Origin of the sequence: Streptomyces sp. NPDC048275 (assembly GCF_040652275.1) — a bacterium.
Classification (GTDB): Bacteria; Actinomycetota; Actinomycetes; order Streptomycetales; family Streptomycetaceae; genus Streptomyces.
Genome location: NZ_JBEZLR010000015.1, coordinates 47,156 through 62,668 on the forward strand (window position 1 = coordinate 47,156; position 15,513 = coordinate 62,668).

Annotated in this window: 11 protein-coding genes; 8 read left to right on the forward strand and 3 right to left on the reverse strand. The window is 69.0% G+C overall.

Translation table 11 applies throughout. The features are described 5' to 3' along the window. The first annotated feature begins 142 nt into the window (after positions 1-142). The 4 genes from AB0D57_RS12240 to AB0D57_RS12255 all read left to right on the forward strand — a co-directional run bounded on the left by AB0D57_RS12240 (position 143) and on the right by AB0D57_RS12255 (position 6,742). Entirely contained in the window at positions 143-424 is a 282-nt protein-coding gene (locus tag AB0D57_RS12240) for an acylphosphatase (RefSeq protein ID WP_362070704.1), read from the forward strand. Positions 425-806: 382 nt separating this feature from the next. Continuing rightward, positions 807-1,010 (forward strand): hypothetical protein, encoded by a 204-nt coding sequence (locus AB0D57_RS12245; RefSeq protein WP_028802434.1) that lies wholly within the window; start codon positions 807-809, stop codon positions 1,008-1,010. Between the two features lie 208 nt (positions 1,011-1,218). Further along, complete coding sequence (locus tag AB0D57_RS12250; RefSeq protein WP_362070706.1) at positions 1,219-5,061, forward strand: AAA family ATPase; 3,843 nt, start codon at positions 1,219-1,221, stop codon at positions 5,059-5,061. A 262-nt stretch (positions 5,062-5,323) separates the two neighbouring features. Beyond that, positions 5,324-6,742: a sugar porter family MFS transporter gene (locus AB0D57_RS12255; protein ID WP_362070708.1), complete on the forward strand. Its 1,419-nt coding sequence runs from the start codon at positions 5,324-5,326 to the stop codon at positions 6,740-6,742. Positions 6,743-6,832: 90 nt separating this feature from the next. Here AB0D57_RS12255 and AB0D57_RS12260 read toward each other — a convergent pair whose 3' ends face one another. Further along, positions 6,833-7,822: an LLM class flavin-dependent oxidoreductase gene (locus AB0D57_RS12260; RefSeq protein WP_362070710.1), complete on the reverse strand. Its 990-nt coding sequence runs from the start codon at positions 7,820-7,822 to the stop codon at positions 6,833-6,835. Positions 7,823-7,870: 48 nt separating this feature from the next. Then, positions 7,871-9,313 carry a cytosine permease gene (locus AB0D57_RS12265; protein WP_362070712.1) on the reverse strand — a complete coding sequence of 481 codons (1,443 nt, stop codon included), beginning with the start codon at positions 9,311-9,313 and terminating at the stop codon, positions 7,871-7,873. 116 nt (positions 9,314-9,429) lie between these two features. Between AB0D57_RS12265 and ftsY the strand changes: the two genes are divergently transcribed. Continuing rightward, entirely contained in the window at positions 9,430-10,638 is a 1,209-nt protein-coding gene (gene ftsY, locus AB0D57_RS12270; protein ID WP_362070827.1) for a signal recognition particle-docking protein FtsY, read from the forward strand. 89 nt (positions 10,639-10,727) lie between these two features. On the opposite strand, the gene AB0D57_RS12275 is transcribed toward ftsY, so the two are convergent. After that, positions 10,728-11,390: a bifunctional DNA primase/polymerase gene (locus AB0D57_RS12275; protein ID WP_362070714.1), complete on the reverse strand. Its 663-nt coding sequence runs from the start codon at positions 11,388-11,390 to the stop codon at positions 10,728-10,730. 447 nt (positions 11,391-11,837) lie between these two features. On the opposite strand from AB0D57_RS12275, the gene AB0D57_RS12280 reads away from it, so the two are divergent. The 3 genes from AB0D57_RS12280 to AB0D57_RS12290 all read left to right on the forward strand — a co-directional run bounded on the left by AB0D57_RS12280 (position 11,838) and on the right by AB0D57_RS12290 (position 15,488). After that, a complete protein-coding gene (locus AB0D57_RS12280) occupies positions 11,838-13,313 on the forward strand; it encodes a hypothetical protein (RefSeq protein WP_362070716.1) in 1,476 nt (491 codons plus the stop codon). A 508-nt stretch (positions 13,314-13,821) separates the two neighbouring features. Continuing rightward, positions 13,822-15,153 (forward strand): ammonium transporter, encoded by a 1,332-nt coding sequence (locus AB0D57_RS12285; RefSeq protein ID WP_362070718.1) that lies wholly within the window; start codon positions 13,822-13,824, stop codon positions 15,151-15,153. Further along, a complete protein-coding gene (locus AB0D57_RS12290; RefSeq protein ID WP_164411711.1) occupies positions 15,150-15,488 on the forward strand; it encodes a P-II family nitrogen regulator in 339 nt (112 codons plus the stop codon). The genes AB0D57_RS12285 and AB0D57_RS12290 overlap by 4 nt, the downstream gene beginning before the upstream one ends. Positions 15,489-15,513 lie beyond the last annotated feature (25 nt).

The window sequence follows — 15,513 nt, forward strand, 5'->3', positions numbered from 1 at the left end:
CTTCTGGCCTTCCTCGATCTTTGGGTCAGCGACCCTCACTCGAAAGAGTGAGTTTCATATGAGACTCATTGGGTCGGGACGGTACCGCATGGCGGGAGGGAAGGAAGTGCCCGGAGAGACTTTGTCCGGTTAGCGTGCACCCATGAACGAGGTTGTACGGCTGGTGGTCTGGGTACGCGGACGCGTCCAAGGTGTGGGTTTCCGCTGGTTCACGCGGGCCAAGGCGCTGGAGATCGGCGGCCTGAGTGGCTTTGCTCTCAATTTGGACGACGGACGGGTCCAAATAGTCGCCGAGGGACCACGGGCCGAATGCCAAGGGCTGCTCGACTGGCTCCAGGGGGACGACACACCCGGGCGTGTGGACGGAGTCACTGAGATCTGGGACACGCCCCGGGGGATCTACGAGGACTTCGCCATCCGGTGACGGCGACCGCCGCAACTGCCCAGGCGGAAGCGGTATGGCATGCCACTGGCACCTGCCAGAAGCAGAAATGGCCTGGTGGTTGCCAAGAACGGCTCGTCGTGGCAGGCTCCCCAGACAAGGATGATCTCGACGCCCCCAGGGCCCCGCAGGAGTCGCAGCGCAGCCGCCCCAAGGGCCGCGCGACCGTGGGTTGCCCGCCGATACGGGGCGTGATCGTGTTGACCGTCAAACTTTTTGGTGAGACGCTGAAAGCCCCGCGCACCTTAGCTGTTTGGCATGTGGAACGGCAGCAAGACTTTAGTAAGTGTCAAGCATCGCGGGTGCGATTCCCTCACGACCCACACCGCTTCGGTCGGTCACTCAGTGTGGAGGACCATCCATCATGGCAAAGGCGCTTCTCGGTTACGTCGGCGGTTCCGACCCGCGACTCATCGCCGAGATGCGACGGCTCCAGCAGCGCGTACAGGACCTCGAATCCGAGCTCGTACGGATCCAGGCCGAGAACGACGCGCTCGCGGCTGCCGCTTCTCACGACTCGCTTCTCGAGAGCATCGACGTACCCCAGGCGGAGCCTGCGCTCACCTGATCACTGCACCGCACTACGACAGCAGTGGTTGGGCTGCCCGTATCAACCGCTAAGTTGTCAGATTTGCAAGGGACGCCTCTTAGGCGTCCCTTCTTCTTTCCCCCGCGCGCTCTTCCACTCTCTTTAACGTCTGGTGTGCCCTGCACGTTCATGGGTGAAACCGCGGGTTCATGGAGTGAGACGGGCCTGAAAGGTAGAGTCCGGCGGCGTGCACCTCAAGGCTCTGACCCTGCGCGGGTTCAAATCGTTCGCCTCGGCGACCACGCTGCGGTTCGAGCCGGGCATCACCTGTGTCGTGGGCCCCAACGGCTCGGGCAAGTCCAATGTGGTGGACGCCCTGAGCTGGGTCATGGGCGAGCAGGGGGCGAAGTCGCTGCGCGGCGGCAAGATGGAGGACGTCATCTTCGCCGGCACCACCGGGCGGCCGCCGCTCGGCCGGGCCGAGGTGTCCCTGACCATCGACAACTCCGACGGGGCGCTGCCCATCGAGTACGCCGAGGTCACCATCACGCGGATCATGTTCCGCAACGGCGGCAGCGAATACCAGATCAACGGTGACACCTGTCGGCTCCTCGACATCCAGGAGCTGCTGTCCGACTCCGGCATCGGCCGCGAGATGCACGTCATCGTCGGGCAGGGCCAGCTCGACTCCGTCCTGCACGCCGACCCCATGGGCCGCCGGGCGTTCATCGAGGAGGCGGCAGGCGTCCTCAAACACCGCAAGCGCAAGGAGAAGGCGCTGCGGAAACTGGACGCGATGCAGGCGAACCTGGCCCGCGTCCAGGACCTCACGGACGAGCTGCGACGGCAGTTGAAGCCGCTCGGGAGGCAGGCCGCGGTGGCGCGCCGGGCGGCGGTGATCCAGGCCGACCTCCGGGACGCCCGTCTGCGGCTCCTCGCCGACGACCTCGTACGCCTGCGCCAGGCGCTCCAGACCGAGATCGCGGACGAGGCCGCCCTGAAGGAACGCAAGGAAGCGGCCGAGACCGAGCTGAAGAAGGCGCTTCAGCGGGAGGCTCTCCTGGAGGAGGAGGTGCGCCGGCTCACCCCGCGCCTCCAGCGGGCGCAGCAGACCTGGTACGAGCTGTCGCAGCTCGCCGAGCGGGTGCGCGGTACGGTCTCGCTGGCCGAAGCGCGCGTGAAGAGCGCCACGTCGGTGCCTGCCGAGGAGCGGCGCGGACGTGACCCTGAGGACATGGAACGCGAGGCCGCGCGGATCCGTGAGCAGGAGGCCGAGCTCGAAGCGGCCCTGGAAGCGGCCGAGCACGCCCTGGAGGACACGGTCGCGCACCGGGCCGAGCTGGAGCGCGAGCTCGCCGTCGAGGAGCGGCGCCTCAAGGACGTGGCCCGCGCCATCGCCGACCGCCGTGAGGGCCTCGCCCGTCTCAACGGCCAGGTCAACGCCGCCCGTTCGCGGGCCGCCTCCGCCCAGGCCGAGATCGACCGCCTAGCCGCCGCCCGTGACGAGGCTCAGGAGCGGGCGGTCGCGGCGCAGGAGGAGTACGAGCAGTTGAAGGCCGAGGTCGACGGTCTCGACGCCGATGACGCGGAACTGACGGAGCGACACGAGGCGGCCAAACTGGCGCTCGCCGAGGCCGAGTCCACTCTCACGGCGGCCCGCGAGGCGGCCACCGCGGCCGAGCGCAGGCGCGCCGCGACCCAGGCCCGCCACGAGGCCCTCGCCCTCGGTCTGCGCCGCAAGGACGGCACGGGCGCGTTGTTGGGGGCGACGGGCCGACTCACGGGGCTCCTCGGCCCCGCGGCGGAGCTGCTCTCGGTCACTCCGGGCTTCGAGGTCGCCCTCGCCGCCGCCTTCGGCGCGGCGGCCGACGCGATCGCGGTGACGACACCCGCCTCGGCCGCCGACGCCATCCGCCTGTTGCGCAAGCAGGACGCGGGGCGGGCGGCGCTGCTGCTGGCGGGGGCGCCGGAGGAGGCAGGGCGCAGGGACGGCTCCGGCCTGCGGACCGGGAACGTAGGCATGCGTGGCGATGGCGATGCGGCAGGATCCGCAAATGTAGGCACGCGTGGCGATGGCGATGGCGATGGCGATGCGGCAGGGTGGACCACCGCTGCCGGGGAGCGGCCTGCGGTGCCGGCTCCGGGCCATGGGCCGGGGGTCCGGGCCGAGGTGCCGACCGCGGGTCACGACTTCGAGTCCGGGACCGGCGCGCTCGACTCCACCCGGGCCACGCGCCACGGCACCCCTGGTGAAGCGACCAACGCAGCCTCGCAAGCTCGTCCGGCCGGCCCCCCGTACGCAGCCGACCTCGTTCGAGGCCCTGCCGAGCTCATGCCCGCCGTACGGCGGCTGCTGCGCGGGATCGTCGTCGTCGACACTCTCGAGGACGCCGAGGATCTCGTCTACGCGCGGCCGGAGTTGACCGCAGTCACCGCCGAGGGAGACCTCCTCGGGGCGCATTTCGCGCACGGTGGATCCGCCGGGGCGCCGAGTCTGCTCGAGGTGCAGGCGTCGGTCGACGAGGCGGCGGCCGAGCTCGAAGAACTCGCCGTACGGTGCGAGGAGTTGACCGAGGCTCACCACCTGGCCACCGAACTCCGCAAGGAGCGGGCCGCGCTCGTCGAGGAGGCGGGAGAGCGACGGCGGGCCGCCGAGCGGGAGAAGTCGGGCGTGGCACAGCAGCTGGGGCGGCTGGCCGGGCAGGCGCGCGGCGCTGCCGGGGAGGCCGAGCGGAGCACCGCTGCCGCGGCGCGGGCGCAGCAGGCGCTCGATCGGGCCGTGGAGGAGGCGGAGGAGCTGGCGGAGCAGCTCGCCGTCGCCGAGGAGATGCCCGTGGAGGAGGAGCCCGACACCGCCGTACGGGATCGGCTCGCCGCCGACGGGGCCAACGCGCGGCAGACCGAGATGGAGGCCCGGCTCCAGGTGCGTACGCACGAGGAGCGGGTGAAGGGGCTGGCCGGGCGGGCCGAGGGACTCGACCGGGCCGCGCGGGCGGAGCGTGAGGCACGTGCGCGTGCCGAGCAGCGCCGCGCCCGGCTGCGGCACGAGGCGGCGGTCGCCGAGGCCGTCGCCTCCGGCGCACGGCAGCTGCTCGCGCACGTCGAGGTCTCGCTGACCCGGGCCGAGGAGGAGCGGGGCGCCGCCGAGAACGCCAAGACGTACAAGGAGCAGGCGCTCGGCGCCGCTCGGGGCGAAGGCCGCGACCTCAAGGCCGAGCTCGACAAACTCACGGATTCGGTGCACCGCGGCGAGGTACTCGGTGCCGAGAAGCGGCTGCGCATAGAGCAGCTGGAGTCGAAGGCGCTGGAGGAGCTCGGTGTCGAGCCGGAGGGGCTTGTCGCGGACTACGGTCCGGCCCAGCTCGTGCCGCCCTCGCTCCCCGCCGAGGGCGAGGAACTGCCCGAGGACCCGGAACACCCGCGCAACCAGCCCCGGCCGTTCCACCGCGCTGAGCAGGAGCGGCGGCTCAAGTCGGCCGAGCGGGCGTATCAGCAGCTGGGGAAGGTCAACCCGCTCGCGCTGGAGGAGTTCGCCGCGTTGGAGGAGCGCCATAAGTTCCTCAGCGAGCAGTTGGAGGACCTCAAGAAGACCCGGGCCGATCTGCTTCAGGTGGTGAAGGAGGTCGACGAGCGCGTCGAGCAGGTCTTCACCGAGGCCTATCGGGATACGGCCCGGGAGTTCGAGGGCGTCTTCAGCCGGCTGTTCCCCGGAGGTGACGGGCGGCTGATCCTGACCGATCCCGACAACATGCTCACCACAGGTGTGGATGTCGAGGCCAGGCCCCCCGGGAAGAAGGTCAAGCGCCTGTCCCTGCTGTCCGGCGGCGAGCGGTCGCTGACCGCCGTCGCGCTGCTCGTGTCGATCTTCAAGGCGCGGCCCAGCCCCTTCTATGTGATGGACGAGGTCGAGGCGGCGCTCGACGACACCAACCTGCAGCGGCTGATCCGGATCATGCAGGAGCTGCAGGAGGCCTCGCAGCTGATCGTCATCACGCACCAGAAGCGCACGATGGAGGTCGCCGACGCGCTGTACGGCGTCTCCATGCAGGGCGACGGTGTGTCGAAGGTCATCAGCCAGCGGCTGCGCTAGGCCCCCCAGATGCATGTAGCCCACACCGGTCGTGACCTGGGGCTTCCCGTTCTGTTCAAGTCTTGAACGCTCTCCTGATACTTCTGCCGTAGAAATTCACAGCTTTCGAACTGTTGACTTCGGAACTTGAAGACATAGTCTCTGCAACGTTGCTTTTACCTTCAGGTGGTGGGCCGTGCGAAGTTGTGCGCCACTGGTACCACTACCGAAGGGCTTGCCCCCACACCCCCGGCAGCGAGGCCGGTGGCCCGAGGAGTTACACGTGACCAGCACTGCGCAGGCACCTCAGTCAGGAGCCCGGGAAGCTCATCCCGAGCATCTCAGCCATGTCATCTTCATCGCGGCGGCGGCCGCGATGGGCGGCTTCCTCTTCGGCTACGACAGTGCCGTGATCAACGGCGCCGTCGAAGCCATCCGAAGCCGCTATGACATCGGCTCCGCGGCGCTGGCCCAGGTCATCGCCATCGCGCTGATCGGCTGTGCCATCGGCGCGGCGACCGCGGGTCGCATAGCCGACCGCATCGGCCGCATCCGCTGCATGCAGATCTCCGCCGTCCTCTTCACGGTCAGCGCCGTCGGTTCGGCGCTGCCCTTCGCGCTGTACGACCTCGCGTTCTGGCGTGTCATCGGCGGTTTCGCCATCGGTATGGCCTCCGTGATCGGCCCCGCGTACATCGCCGAGGTCGCCCCGGCGGCGTACCGCGGTCGTCTCGGCTCCTTCCAGCAGGCCGCCATCGTCATCGGCATCGCCATCTCGCAGCTGGTCAACTGGGGCATCCTGAACGCCGCCGGCGGCGACCAGCGTGGTGAGGTCCTGGGCCTCGAGGCATGGCAGGTCATGCTCGGTGTCATGGTCGTCCCGGCCGCCCTCTACGGTCTGCTCTCCTTCGCGATCCCCGAGTCGCCGCGCTTCCTGATCTCCGTCGGCCGCGACGCCCGCGCCCGTGAGGTGCTCAAGGAGGTCGAGGGCGACAAGGTCGACCTGGACGCCCGCGTCCTCGAGATCGAGCACGCCATGAAGAGCGAGCACAAGTCGACCTTCAAGGACCTGCTCGGCGGCAGCTTCTTCTTCAAGCCGATCGTCTGGATCGGTATCGGCCTCTCGGTCTTCCAGCAGTTCGTCGGCATCAACGTCGCGTTCTACTACTCCTCGACGCTGTGGCAGTCGGTCGGCGTCGACCCGACGGACTCGTTCCTCTACTCGTTCACGACGTCGATCATCAACATCGTCGGCACCGTGATCGCCATGATCTTCGTCGACCGGATCGGCCGTAAGCCGCTCGCCCTCATCGGTTCCGTGGGTATGGTCATCGGTCTCGGACTCGAGGCCTGGGCCTTCTCCTTCGACCTGGTGGACGGCAAGCTGCCGGCGACCCAGGGTTGGGTCGCGCTGATCGCCGCCCACGTCTTCGTCCTCTTCTTCGCCCTCTCGTGGGGTGTCGTGGTCTGGGTCTTCCTCGGCGAGATGTTCCCGAACAAGATCCGTGCCGCCGCGCTGGGCGTCGCCGCCGCCGCGCAGTGGATCGCCAACTGGGCCATCACCGCGAGCTTCCCGTCGCTGGCCGAGTGGAACCTCTCCGCGACCTACGTGATCTACACGATCTTCGCCGCGCTCTCCATCCCCTTCGTACTCAAGTACGTGAAGGAGACGAAGGGCAAGGCCCTGGAGGAGATGGGCTGACCCGCCCCGTAACTCCTCCTGTGGACTCGGGGGGAAGGGCCAACCCCCCGCTGCCCCTCTCCCCGTACTCGTAAGACGTACTGCCCCTGCTCAGCCTCCGAGATCCTCGAGGTCCTTGAGCCGGGGCAGTACGTTTTCGCAGAACAGACGCAGACTGCGCCAGCCCTCGTCGACGGGCATCCCGCCGGACAGCGGATGCAGCACGTAGCTGGCAAGGCCCTGCGCCACGCACGCCTCCGGCGTGAGGATGCGGTACACGCCCTCGGCGCGCAGCTCGTCGACCGTCGTGGCCGCCGACTTCACCGCCGAGCGGATGTCGCCGGACTGCCACGAGGCATACGTCCGTGCCTCGTGCAGGAAGTGGGCGCCGTACTCGGCCCAGGCCCGGTCCGGGTCCTCGGCGATGTGCAGCAGCGGAGTCTCGGCGGCGGGCATCATGGTCCAGCCCTCGGTGCCGTACTCGATGAGCCGCTCCTTGTAGTACGCCTCCAGCTCGGGGAGGTGTGCGCTGGGGAAGAACGGCAGGCCGAGACGGGCGGCGCGACGGGCCGCGGCCCGGGACGAACCGCCGACCAGCAGCAGGGGGTGCGGGTCGGAGAAGGGGCGCGGGGTGACCCGTACCGTACGGCCCCGGTAGCTGAACTCCTCGCCGGTCCACGCCTTCAGCACCGTCTCCAGGAGCTCGTCCTGCAGTGCGCCGCGGCGCTTCCAGTCGACGTCGAAGAGGGCGTACTCCTCGGGCCGGTAGCCGATGCCCGCTACGGTGATGAGCCTTCCGCCGCTCAGCAGATCGAGTACGGCGATGTCCTCGGCGAGGCGCAGTGGATCGTGCAGCGGGCCGATGACCGCCGAGACGGTGACCGCGAGATGCCGGGTGGCGCCGAAGACCGCGCCCGCGAAGGCGAACGGCGAGGGCAGCCAGTTGTTGGCGACGCCATGGTGCTCCTCGGTCTGCACCGTGGTGACGCCGCGCTCGTCGGCGTAGGCGGCCATCTCGACCGCCGCCTTGTAGCGGGCACTCAGCGAGGCCGGAGTGGCGTCGGGGTCGACGAGGTTGAAGCGCACGACCGATACGGGCATGAGGAGCCCCCCTTCGTGTGTGGAGGGGGGACGCTAGCTGACGGTGCGTCAGACGGCTAGGGATGTGGGCTCTTCGGCGGCCTGCGGGGTCCGGGCGACCGCCGGTTTCGGCAGGACGACGTACAGCAGGAAGGAGACCGCGACGGTGGCCACCCAGCCGAGGCCGTACTCACCGACGGGGTTGTTCGCGGCCAGGGGGCCCGTGAACCAGTCGGATGTCGTGAACAGCGCTCCGGAGCCGAGGCCGACCGCCCAGGCGGCGACCGCGGCCGGGCTGAAGCCGCCCCGGTACCAGTAGGCGCTGGTCCGCGTCGTGTCGAGCAGGGCGCCGGCGTCGTACTCCTTGCGGCGCAGCATGTCGGCACCGAAGACGCCGACCCACGCCGAGAAGGCGACCGCGAGCAGCGACAGGAACGCGATGAACGACCCCATGAAGGAGGTCGCGAACAGCATCAGGAAGCCGCCGAGGACCAGCGAGATCACGGCGTTGACCGAGACCGCCCAGTGCCGCGGCACCTTGAGGCCGAGGGTCTGTGCGGTGAAACCCGCCGAGTACATCGACATCGCGTTGATCAGCAGCATGCCGACCAGGGCGATGAGCAGATACGGCACCGCCATCCACATCGGCAGGATCGCGCCGACGAACGAGACCGGGTCGGCCGCCGAGGCCAGGCCCGGCGTGTCGAACGCCATGACCGCTCCCATCAGGACCATGGGGAGTACGACGATGGCGGCGCCGCCGACGCAGTTGCGCACGATCGCCCCGGACGGGGCCGTACGCGGCAGATAGCGCGTGAAGTCGGGGGAGGAGGGAGCCCAGCTGATGCCGCCCGCGGCGATCAGTCCGACCCCCGTGATCATCAGGGGCGTCGGGCCCGCCGACCGCCCGAAGACCTCGCCCCAGTCCGTGTTCACGATCAGACGGCCCAGGACGAGCACGGAGAAGCCGCCGAAGAGATACGTCGCCCACTTGTTGCACTTCCGCACGGCGCGGATGCCGAGGCCCGAGATCGCAAACGTCGCGACCACGAAGAGCAGCAGCGTCACCACGATCAGGAACGTGTTGCTCTTCACGCCGAACACGATGTCCAGGACGGTCAGCAGGGCGTAGGCGCCGGTCACCGCGTTGATCGTCTCCCAGCCCCAGCGGGCGATCCAGATCAGCGAACCGGGCAGCAGATTGCCGCGCTGCCCGAAGACCGCCCGGGACAGGGCCATGCCGGGCGCGCCGCCCCGCCTGCCCGCGATGCCGATCAGCCCGACCAGGCCGAACGCCACGATCGGCGCCGTGACGCCGACCATGCAGGCCTGCCAGATGTTGAGCCCGTACGAGACGGCCAGGGTCGCACCCATGGTCAGCAGCAGGACGGTGATGTTCGCGGCGACCCAGGTGGGGAAGAGGTCGCGGGTTCTGGCAGTGCGCTCGGGGAGAGGGACCGGCTCGATTCCGTGCGTTTCCAGGGCGCCATCGTGGGGTCCGGCGGTGCTCATGAATGATCAGTTTACTTTAGTCCCATTAAAGTAATCTAAATGGCTTATGTTCCTCCCCGGGGGACGCGGGCTGGGTTCCCCTCCGAGGAACGGGCATGGCCGATACTGGATGGGTTATGGAAATCATCCTTGCTGTAGTCATCGCCGTGATCGTGCTCGGCGCGCTCGGCGGGCTCGTCATCGGCAGTCGCCGCAAGAAGCCACTGCCCCCGGCGCCCCCCACGACGCCCGACATCACCGCCCCTCCGGCCGAACCGCACCTCGGAGACGAGGCCGAGACCCCGCGCGAGGAACCGCGCCGGACGATAGAGGAGGTGGATCTCCCGGACGGCTCGGCGGCGACGCCGGTCGCCGTCGAGGAGCCGACGCCCGCCGTCGAGGTTCCCGCGATCGAGATCCCCGAGCCGACCGCGGGGCGCCTGATCCGCCTGCGCGCCCGGCTCTCCCGCTCGCAGAACGCGCTCGGCAAGGGGCTGCTCACGCTGCTCTCGCGCGAGCACCTCGACGAGGACACCTGGGAGGAGATCGAGGACACCCTGCTCACCGCCGACGTCGGCGTGCAGCCCACCCAGGATCTGGTCGAGCGGCTGCGTGAGCGTGTGAAGGTGCTCGGCACCCGCACGCCCGACCAGCTGCGCACCCTGCTGCGCGAGGAGCTGCTGCAGATCCTCGTCCCCGAGTTCGACCGCTCCGTCAAGACCGACTCGCCCCTCGACACCCCGGGCATCGTGATGGTCGTCGGTGTCAACGGCACCGGTAAGACCACCACCACCGGCAAGCTCGCCCGCGTGCTCGTCGCCGACGGCAAGAACGTGGTGCTCGGCGCCGCCGACACCTTCCGTGCCGCCGCCGCCGACCAGCTGCAGACCTGGGGCGAGCGCGTCGGTGCCCGCACCGTGCGCGGACCGGAGGGGGGCGACCCCGCCTCCATCGCCTTCGACGCCGTCAAGGAGGGCATCGAGGAGGGCGCGGACGTCGTCCTCATCGACACCGCCGGACGCCTGCACACCAAGACCGGCCTCATGGACGAGCTCGGCAAGGTCAAGCGGGTCGTCGAGAAGCACGCCCCGCTCGACGAGGTGCTGCTCGTCCTCGACGCCACGACCGGCCAGAACGGTCTCGTTCAGGCACGTGTCTTCGCCGAGGTCGTCGACATCACCGGCATCGTGCTGACCAAGCTCGACGGCACGGCGAAGGGCGGCATCGTGATCGCGGTGCAGCGCGAGCTGGGCGTGCCGGTCAAGCTGGTGGGTCTGGGCGAGGGTGCCGACGATCTGGCGCCGTTCGAGCCGGAGGCGTTCGTTGACGCCCTTATCGGAGAGTGACCACCCGCCCATACGCGTAGGTGGTCGAAGAAGCGCCCGCCCCCGAGGTGCAGTGGGAGGCGGGCGCTTTGCTGTGTACGCGGTTGCCGCTACGCCCTCGACCTGTGCGCCACGTACGCCAGCGTGCCGAGGAGGAGACGGGCCTGTGGCGGCCTGGTCGCGGAGTCCAGTGCGGGGGAGCGGAGCCAGCGGACCGGGCCGAGGCCGGCTCGGTCGGAGGGCGGGGCCGTGAGATACGTACCGGCGCCGAGGCCGTGCAGGTCGAGGGACGCGTCGTCCCAGCCCATTCGGTAGAGCAGCTCGGGGAGCTCGGCCGCCGCGCCGGGGGCGACGAAGAAATGGGCGCGGCCGTCCTGGGTGGCCGTGACCGGCCCGAGGGGCAGACCCATCCGCTCCAGGCGGACGAGCGCGCGCCGCCCCGCGGGCTCGGCGACCTCGAGCACGTCGAAGGCGCGGCCGACCGGCAGCATCACCGCGGCGCCGGGAAACTCGGCCCAGGCTTCGGACACCTCGTCGAGTGTGGCGCCCGCCGGGATCACCGGCGCGAAGTCCAGCGGATGCGCCCCGGGGGAGGGGCAGTCGGCCTTGCCGCACGAGCACGCGCCTGCCGCGGCCCGGGTGCCGGGGACCACGTCCCAGCCCCACAGCCCGGTGAACTCGGCCACGGCGGTGCACTCCGACGAGCGGCCGCGGCGACGGGAGCCCGGCCGGATTTCGCGAATCCCCCGACTGCTGCCGATCGTGAAGCCCATGCCCCCTCCAACGGGTTCGACGAGCCGGTGGTTACGCCTCGGACGCGGAACGTGACTCAGTGTGTTCCTGCCCCCGGATGTAGTGCGGCCCTGACGGCGCTCGGAAGCACCCCGGGTGGTGCGCTCGGCTGTGCGCGCCCTCGAATGCATCGCTCCGCCTGCTCCGGCCGTTCTGTGTCAAGTGAATCGCGTGCAGGCGATCCGGAGTTCATTCGAAGGGGTGGCGAATGGTGGCGTTTCCGGGATCGCCATGGCCGGACGGGTGATCGTAGGATTACTTTGAGTACACGAGGCCCTGGGGACGTATGCACTCGTGGGTATGCCGGAGGCAACTCGGCTTCCGGTTCGAAGGGTGAGAACTGCCGGACGAGCGGCCGTATTTACCGGCATTCTGATAGGGCTTGGCGCACGCAGCGTACAAGTGGTCTCAGGGATGGGGGCGTTCCAGTGGGCGGCAACGGCGGAAGTGGTGCGAACGCTGACAAGCGCCCGAATGAGCTGCTGGGCTCGTGGTTCGTGCGCAGTGGCTGGTCGAAGGGCGAGCTGGCGCGTCAAGTGAACCGCAGGGCCCGCCAGTTGGGGGCCAATCACATCTCCACGGACACGTCTCGTGTGCGTCGCTGGCTGGACGGCGAGAATCCGCGCGAACCGATCCCGCGGATCCTGTCCGAGCTGTTCTCCGAGCGGTTCGGCTGTGTCGTCGCCGTCGAGGACCTCGGCCTGCGCGCCGCCCACCGGTCACCGTCCGTGTCGGGTGTCGACCTGCCCTGGACCGGCCCCCAGACCGTGGCCCTGATCAGCGAGTACTCGCGCAGCGACCTGATGCTGGCGAGGCGCGGGTTCCTGGGGAGTTCGCTCGCCCTGTCCGCCGGCCCGGCCCTCATCGAGCCGATGCAGCGCTGGCTGGTGCCCTCGCCCACACCGCCCAAGGAGGAGCCCGAGTCGCCGGCCGCCGCACGCCGCGCCGGCCGCCTCTCCAAGCCCGAGCTGGAACTCCTGGAGTCCACCACGGTGATGTTCCGGCAGTGGGACGCCCAGTGCGGCGGCGGCCTGCGCCGCAAGGCGGTCGTCGGCCAGCTGCACGAGGTGACCGACCTGCTCCAGGAGCCCCAGCCCGCGGCGACCAACAGGCGTCTGTTCAAGGTCGCCGCCGAGCTGGCCGAGCTGGCGGGCTGGATGAGCTACGACGTGGGGCTCCAGCCGACCGCGCAGAAGTACTTCGTGCTCGCCCTGCACGCGGCCAAGGAAGCGGGCGACAAGCCGCTGGGCTCGTACATCCTCTCCAGCATGAGCCGCCAGATGATCCACCTCGGCCGGCCCGACGACGCGCTCGAACTCATCCACCTCGCGCAGTACGGAAGCCGTGACTGCGCGAGCCCGCGCACCCAGTCCATGCTGTATGCGATGGAGGCCCGCGCCTACGCCAACATGGGCCAGCCCGGAAAGTGCAAGCGGGCCGTTCGGATGGCCGAGGACAGCTTCGAGGACGTCCATGAGTGGGACGACCCGGACCCCGACTGGATCCGCTTCTTCTCACCGGCCGAGCTGCACGCCGAGAACTCGCACTCCTACCGCGACCTCGCCTATGTCGCGGGCCGCAGCCCCACCTACGCCTCCCTCGCCGAGCCCTTGATGCAGCGGGCCGTCAACCTCTTCGCCAAGGACAACGAACACCAGCGTTCGTACGCACTCAACCTCATCGGCATGGCCACCGTGCACCTGCTGCAGCGCGAGCCGGAGCAGAGCGTGGTGTTGGCCAGGGAGGCGATGGCGATCGCCAAGAAGGTGCGCTCCGAGCGCGTGAACACTCGTATCCGAAAGACGGTCGACACTGCCGTCCGTGACTTCGGTGACCTGGCGGAGGTCGTGGATCTCACCGCCCAGCTCGCCGTGGACCTGCCCGAGACCGCCGAAGCGGTCTGAACCCCGGGCCGTGCAAGCGGCCAGGTCCCCTTACCCGGGCTGTGAAAGGCGGCCAGGTCCCCGTCTCCGGGCCGTGCAAGCGGCCAGGCTCGGTGTGCCCAGGCCGTGAGAGTGGCCCGGTCCCCGTACCCCGGCCACGGCCGGTCGTCCCGAACTGCCCGACTCGGCTCCCCCATGCCAGGTCATCGGACGACCAGTCGTGGCCGGCCTTCCTTTGCGCCTGAACCGGCGCCGCTTTCGCGGACCTGGCTGGTCGCCGTGGGGGTTCCTCAAGTGGTGGTTGCGGTGGTCCTCGTCGAAGATTGCGTCACGATAACGATCGGCTCGACGACTATCCGGCAGTTCATCGACGCGTAACACTCGCGGCGCCTTCGTCACTGCGGCGAAACATCGAGGGGTGTCGACCGAAACCGCGCTGCGTCAATGTCATGGCGCATAACCGGCCCACCCCTCATGACCGCTTCAGGCTTCGCCCGCACGGGGCCGTACCAACGACGAGGAGACGCCGATGGCACCAGCCATCACGCTAGCCGCAGACAAGCTCTCTGCCGCCAACACCGGGTTCATGCTCATCTGTTCAGCCCTCGTGCTGATCATGACGCCCGGCCTGGCCTTCTTCTATGGAGGCATGGTCCGTGTCAAGAGCACCCTGAACATGCTGATGATGAGCTTCATCAGCATCGGGATCGTCACGATCCTGTGGGTGCTGTATGGCTTCTCGCTCGCCTTCGGCACCGACAAGGGTTCCCTCATCGGCTGGACCTCCGACTTCGTCGGGTTCAGCGGCATCGGCAGCGGGGATCTCTGGGACGGTTACACCATCCCGATCTATGTCTTCGCCGTCTTCCAGCTGATGTTCGCGATCATCACGCCCGCCCTGATAAGCGGTGCGCTCGCGGACCGCGTGAAGTTCACCGCCTGGTGCCTTTTCGTCGCCCTGTGGGCCACGATCGTGTACTTCCCGGTCGCGCACTGGGTATGGGGCACCGGCGGCTGGGCGTTCGACCTCGGCGTGATCGACTTCGCGGGTGGTACGGCGGTCCACATCAACGCCGGTGCCGCGGCGCTCGGCGTGATCCTCGTCATCGGTAAGCGCGTCGGCTTCAAGAAGGACCCGATGCGCCCGCACAGCCTTCCGCTGGTCATGCTCGGCGCCGGTCTGCTGTGGTTCGGCTGGTTCGGATTCAACGCCGGCTCGTGGCTCGGCAACGACGACGGTGTCGGCGCGCTGATGTTCCTCAACACGCAGATCGCCACCGCCGCTGCGATGCTCGCCTGGCTCGCCTACGAGAAGATCCGGCACGGCGCGTTCACCACGCTGGGTGCCGCCTCCGGTGCGGTCGCGGGTCTGGTCGCGATCACCCCGTCCGGTGGTGCGGTGTCCCCGCTGGGCGCGATCGCCGTCGGTGCCATCGCCGGTGTGCTGTGCGCCATGGCCGTCGGTCTCAAGTACAAGTTCGGCTACGACGACTCCCTGGACGTCGTCGGTGTCCACCTCGTCGGCGGTGTCGTCGGCTCCCTGCTGGTCGGCTTCTTCGCCAGCGGCAAGGGCCAGTCCGAGGTCGAGGGTCTCTTCTACGGTGGCGGCCTCGACCAGTTCTGGAAGCAGTGCGCCGGTGTCTTCGCGGTCCTGGGTTACTCCCTGGTCGCCTCCGCGATCCTCGCTTTCCTGATCGACAAGACGATCGGTATGCGCGTCACCGAGGATGAAGAGGTGGCGGGCATCGACCAGGCTGAGCACGCCGAGACCGCATACGACTTCAGCGGCACCGGCGGCGGCGCGGGCTTTACCTCCTCGCCGACCCCCGCTGAGGGCATTGCCAAGAAGGTGGACGCATGAAGCTCATCACCGCCGTCGTGAAGCCGCATCGGCTCGACGAGATCAAGGAGGCCCTGCAGGCCTTCGGGGTGCACGGTCTGACGGTCACGGAGGCCAGCGGCTACGGTCGGCAGCGGGGACACACCGAGGTCTACCGTGGTGCCGAGTACACGGTCGACCTGGTCCCCAAGATCCGCATCGAGGTGCTGGCCGAGGACGACGACGCCGAAGGCCTGATCGACGTCATCGTCAAGGCGGCCCGCACCGGCAAGATCGGTGACGGCAAGGTGTGGTCCATCCCGGTCGAGACGGCCGTCCGGGTCCGGACCGGCGAGCGCGGCCCGGACGCGCTCTAAACCGAAGAAACGAACAGGAGTCGCT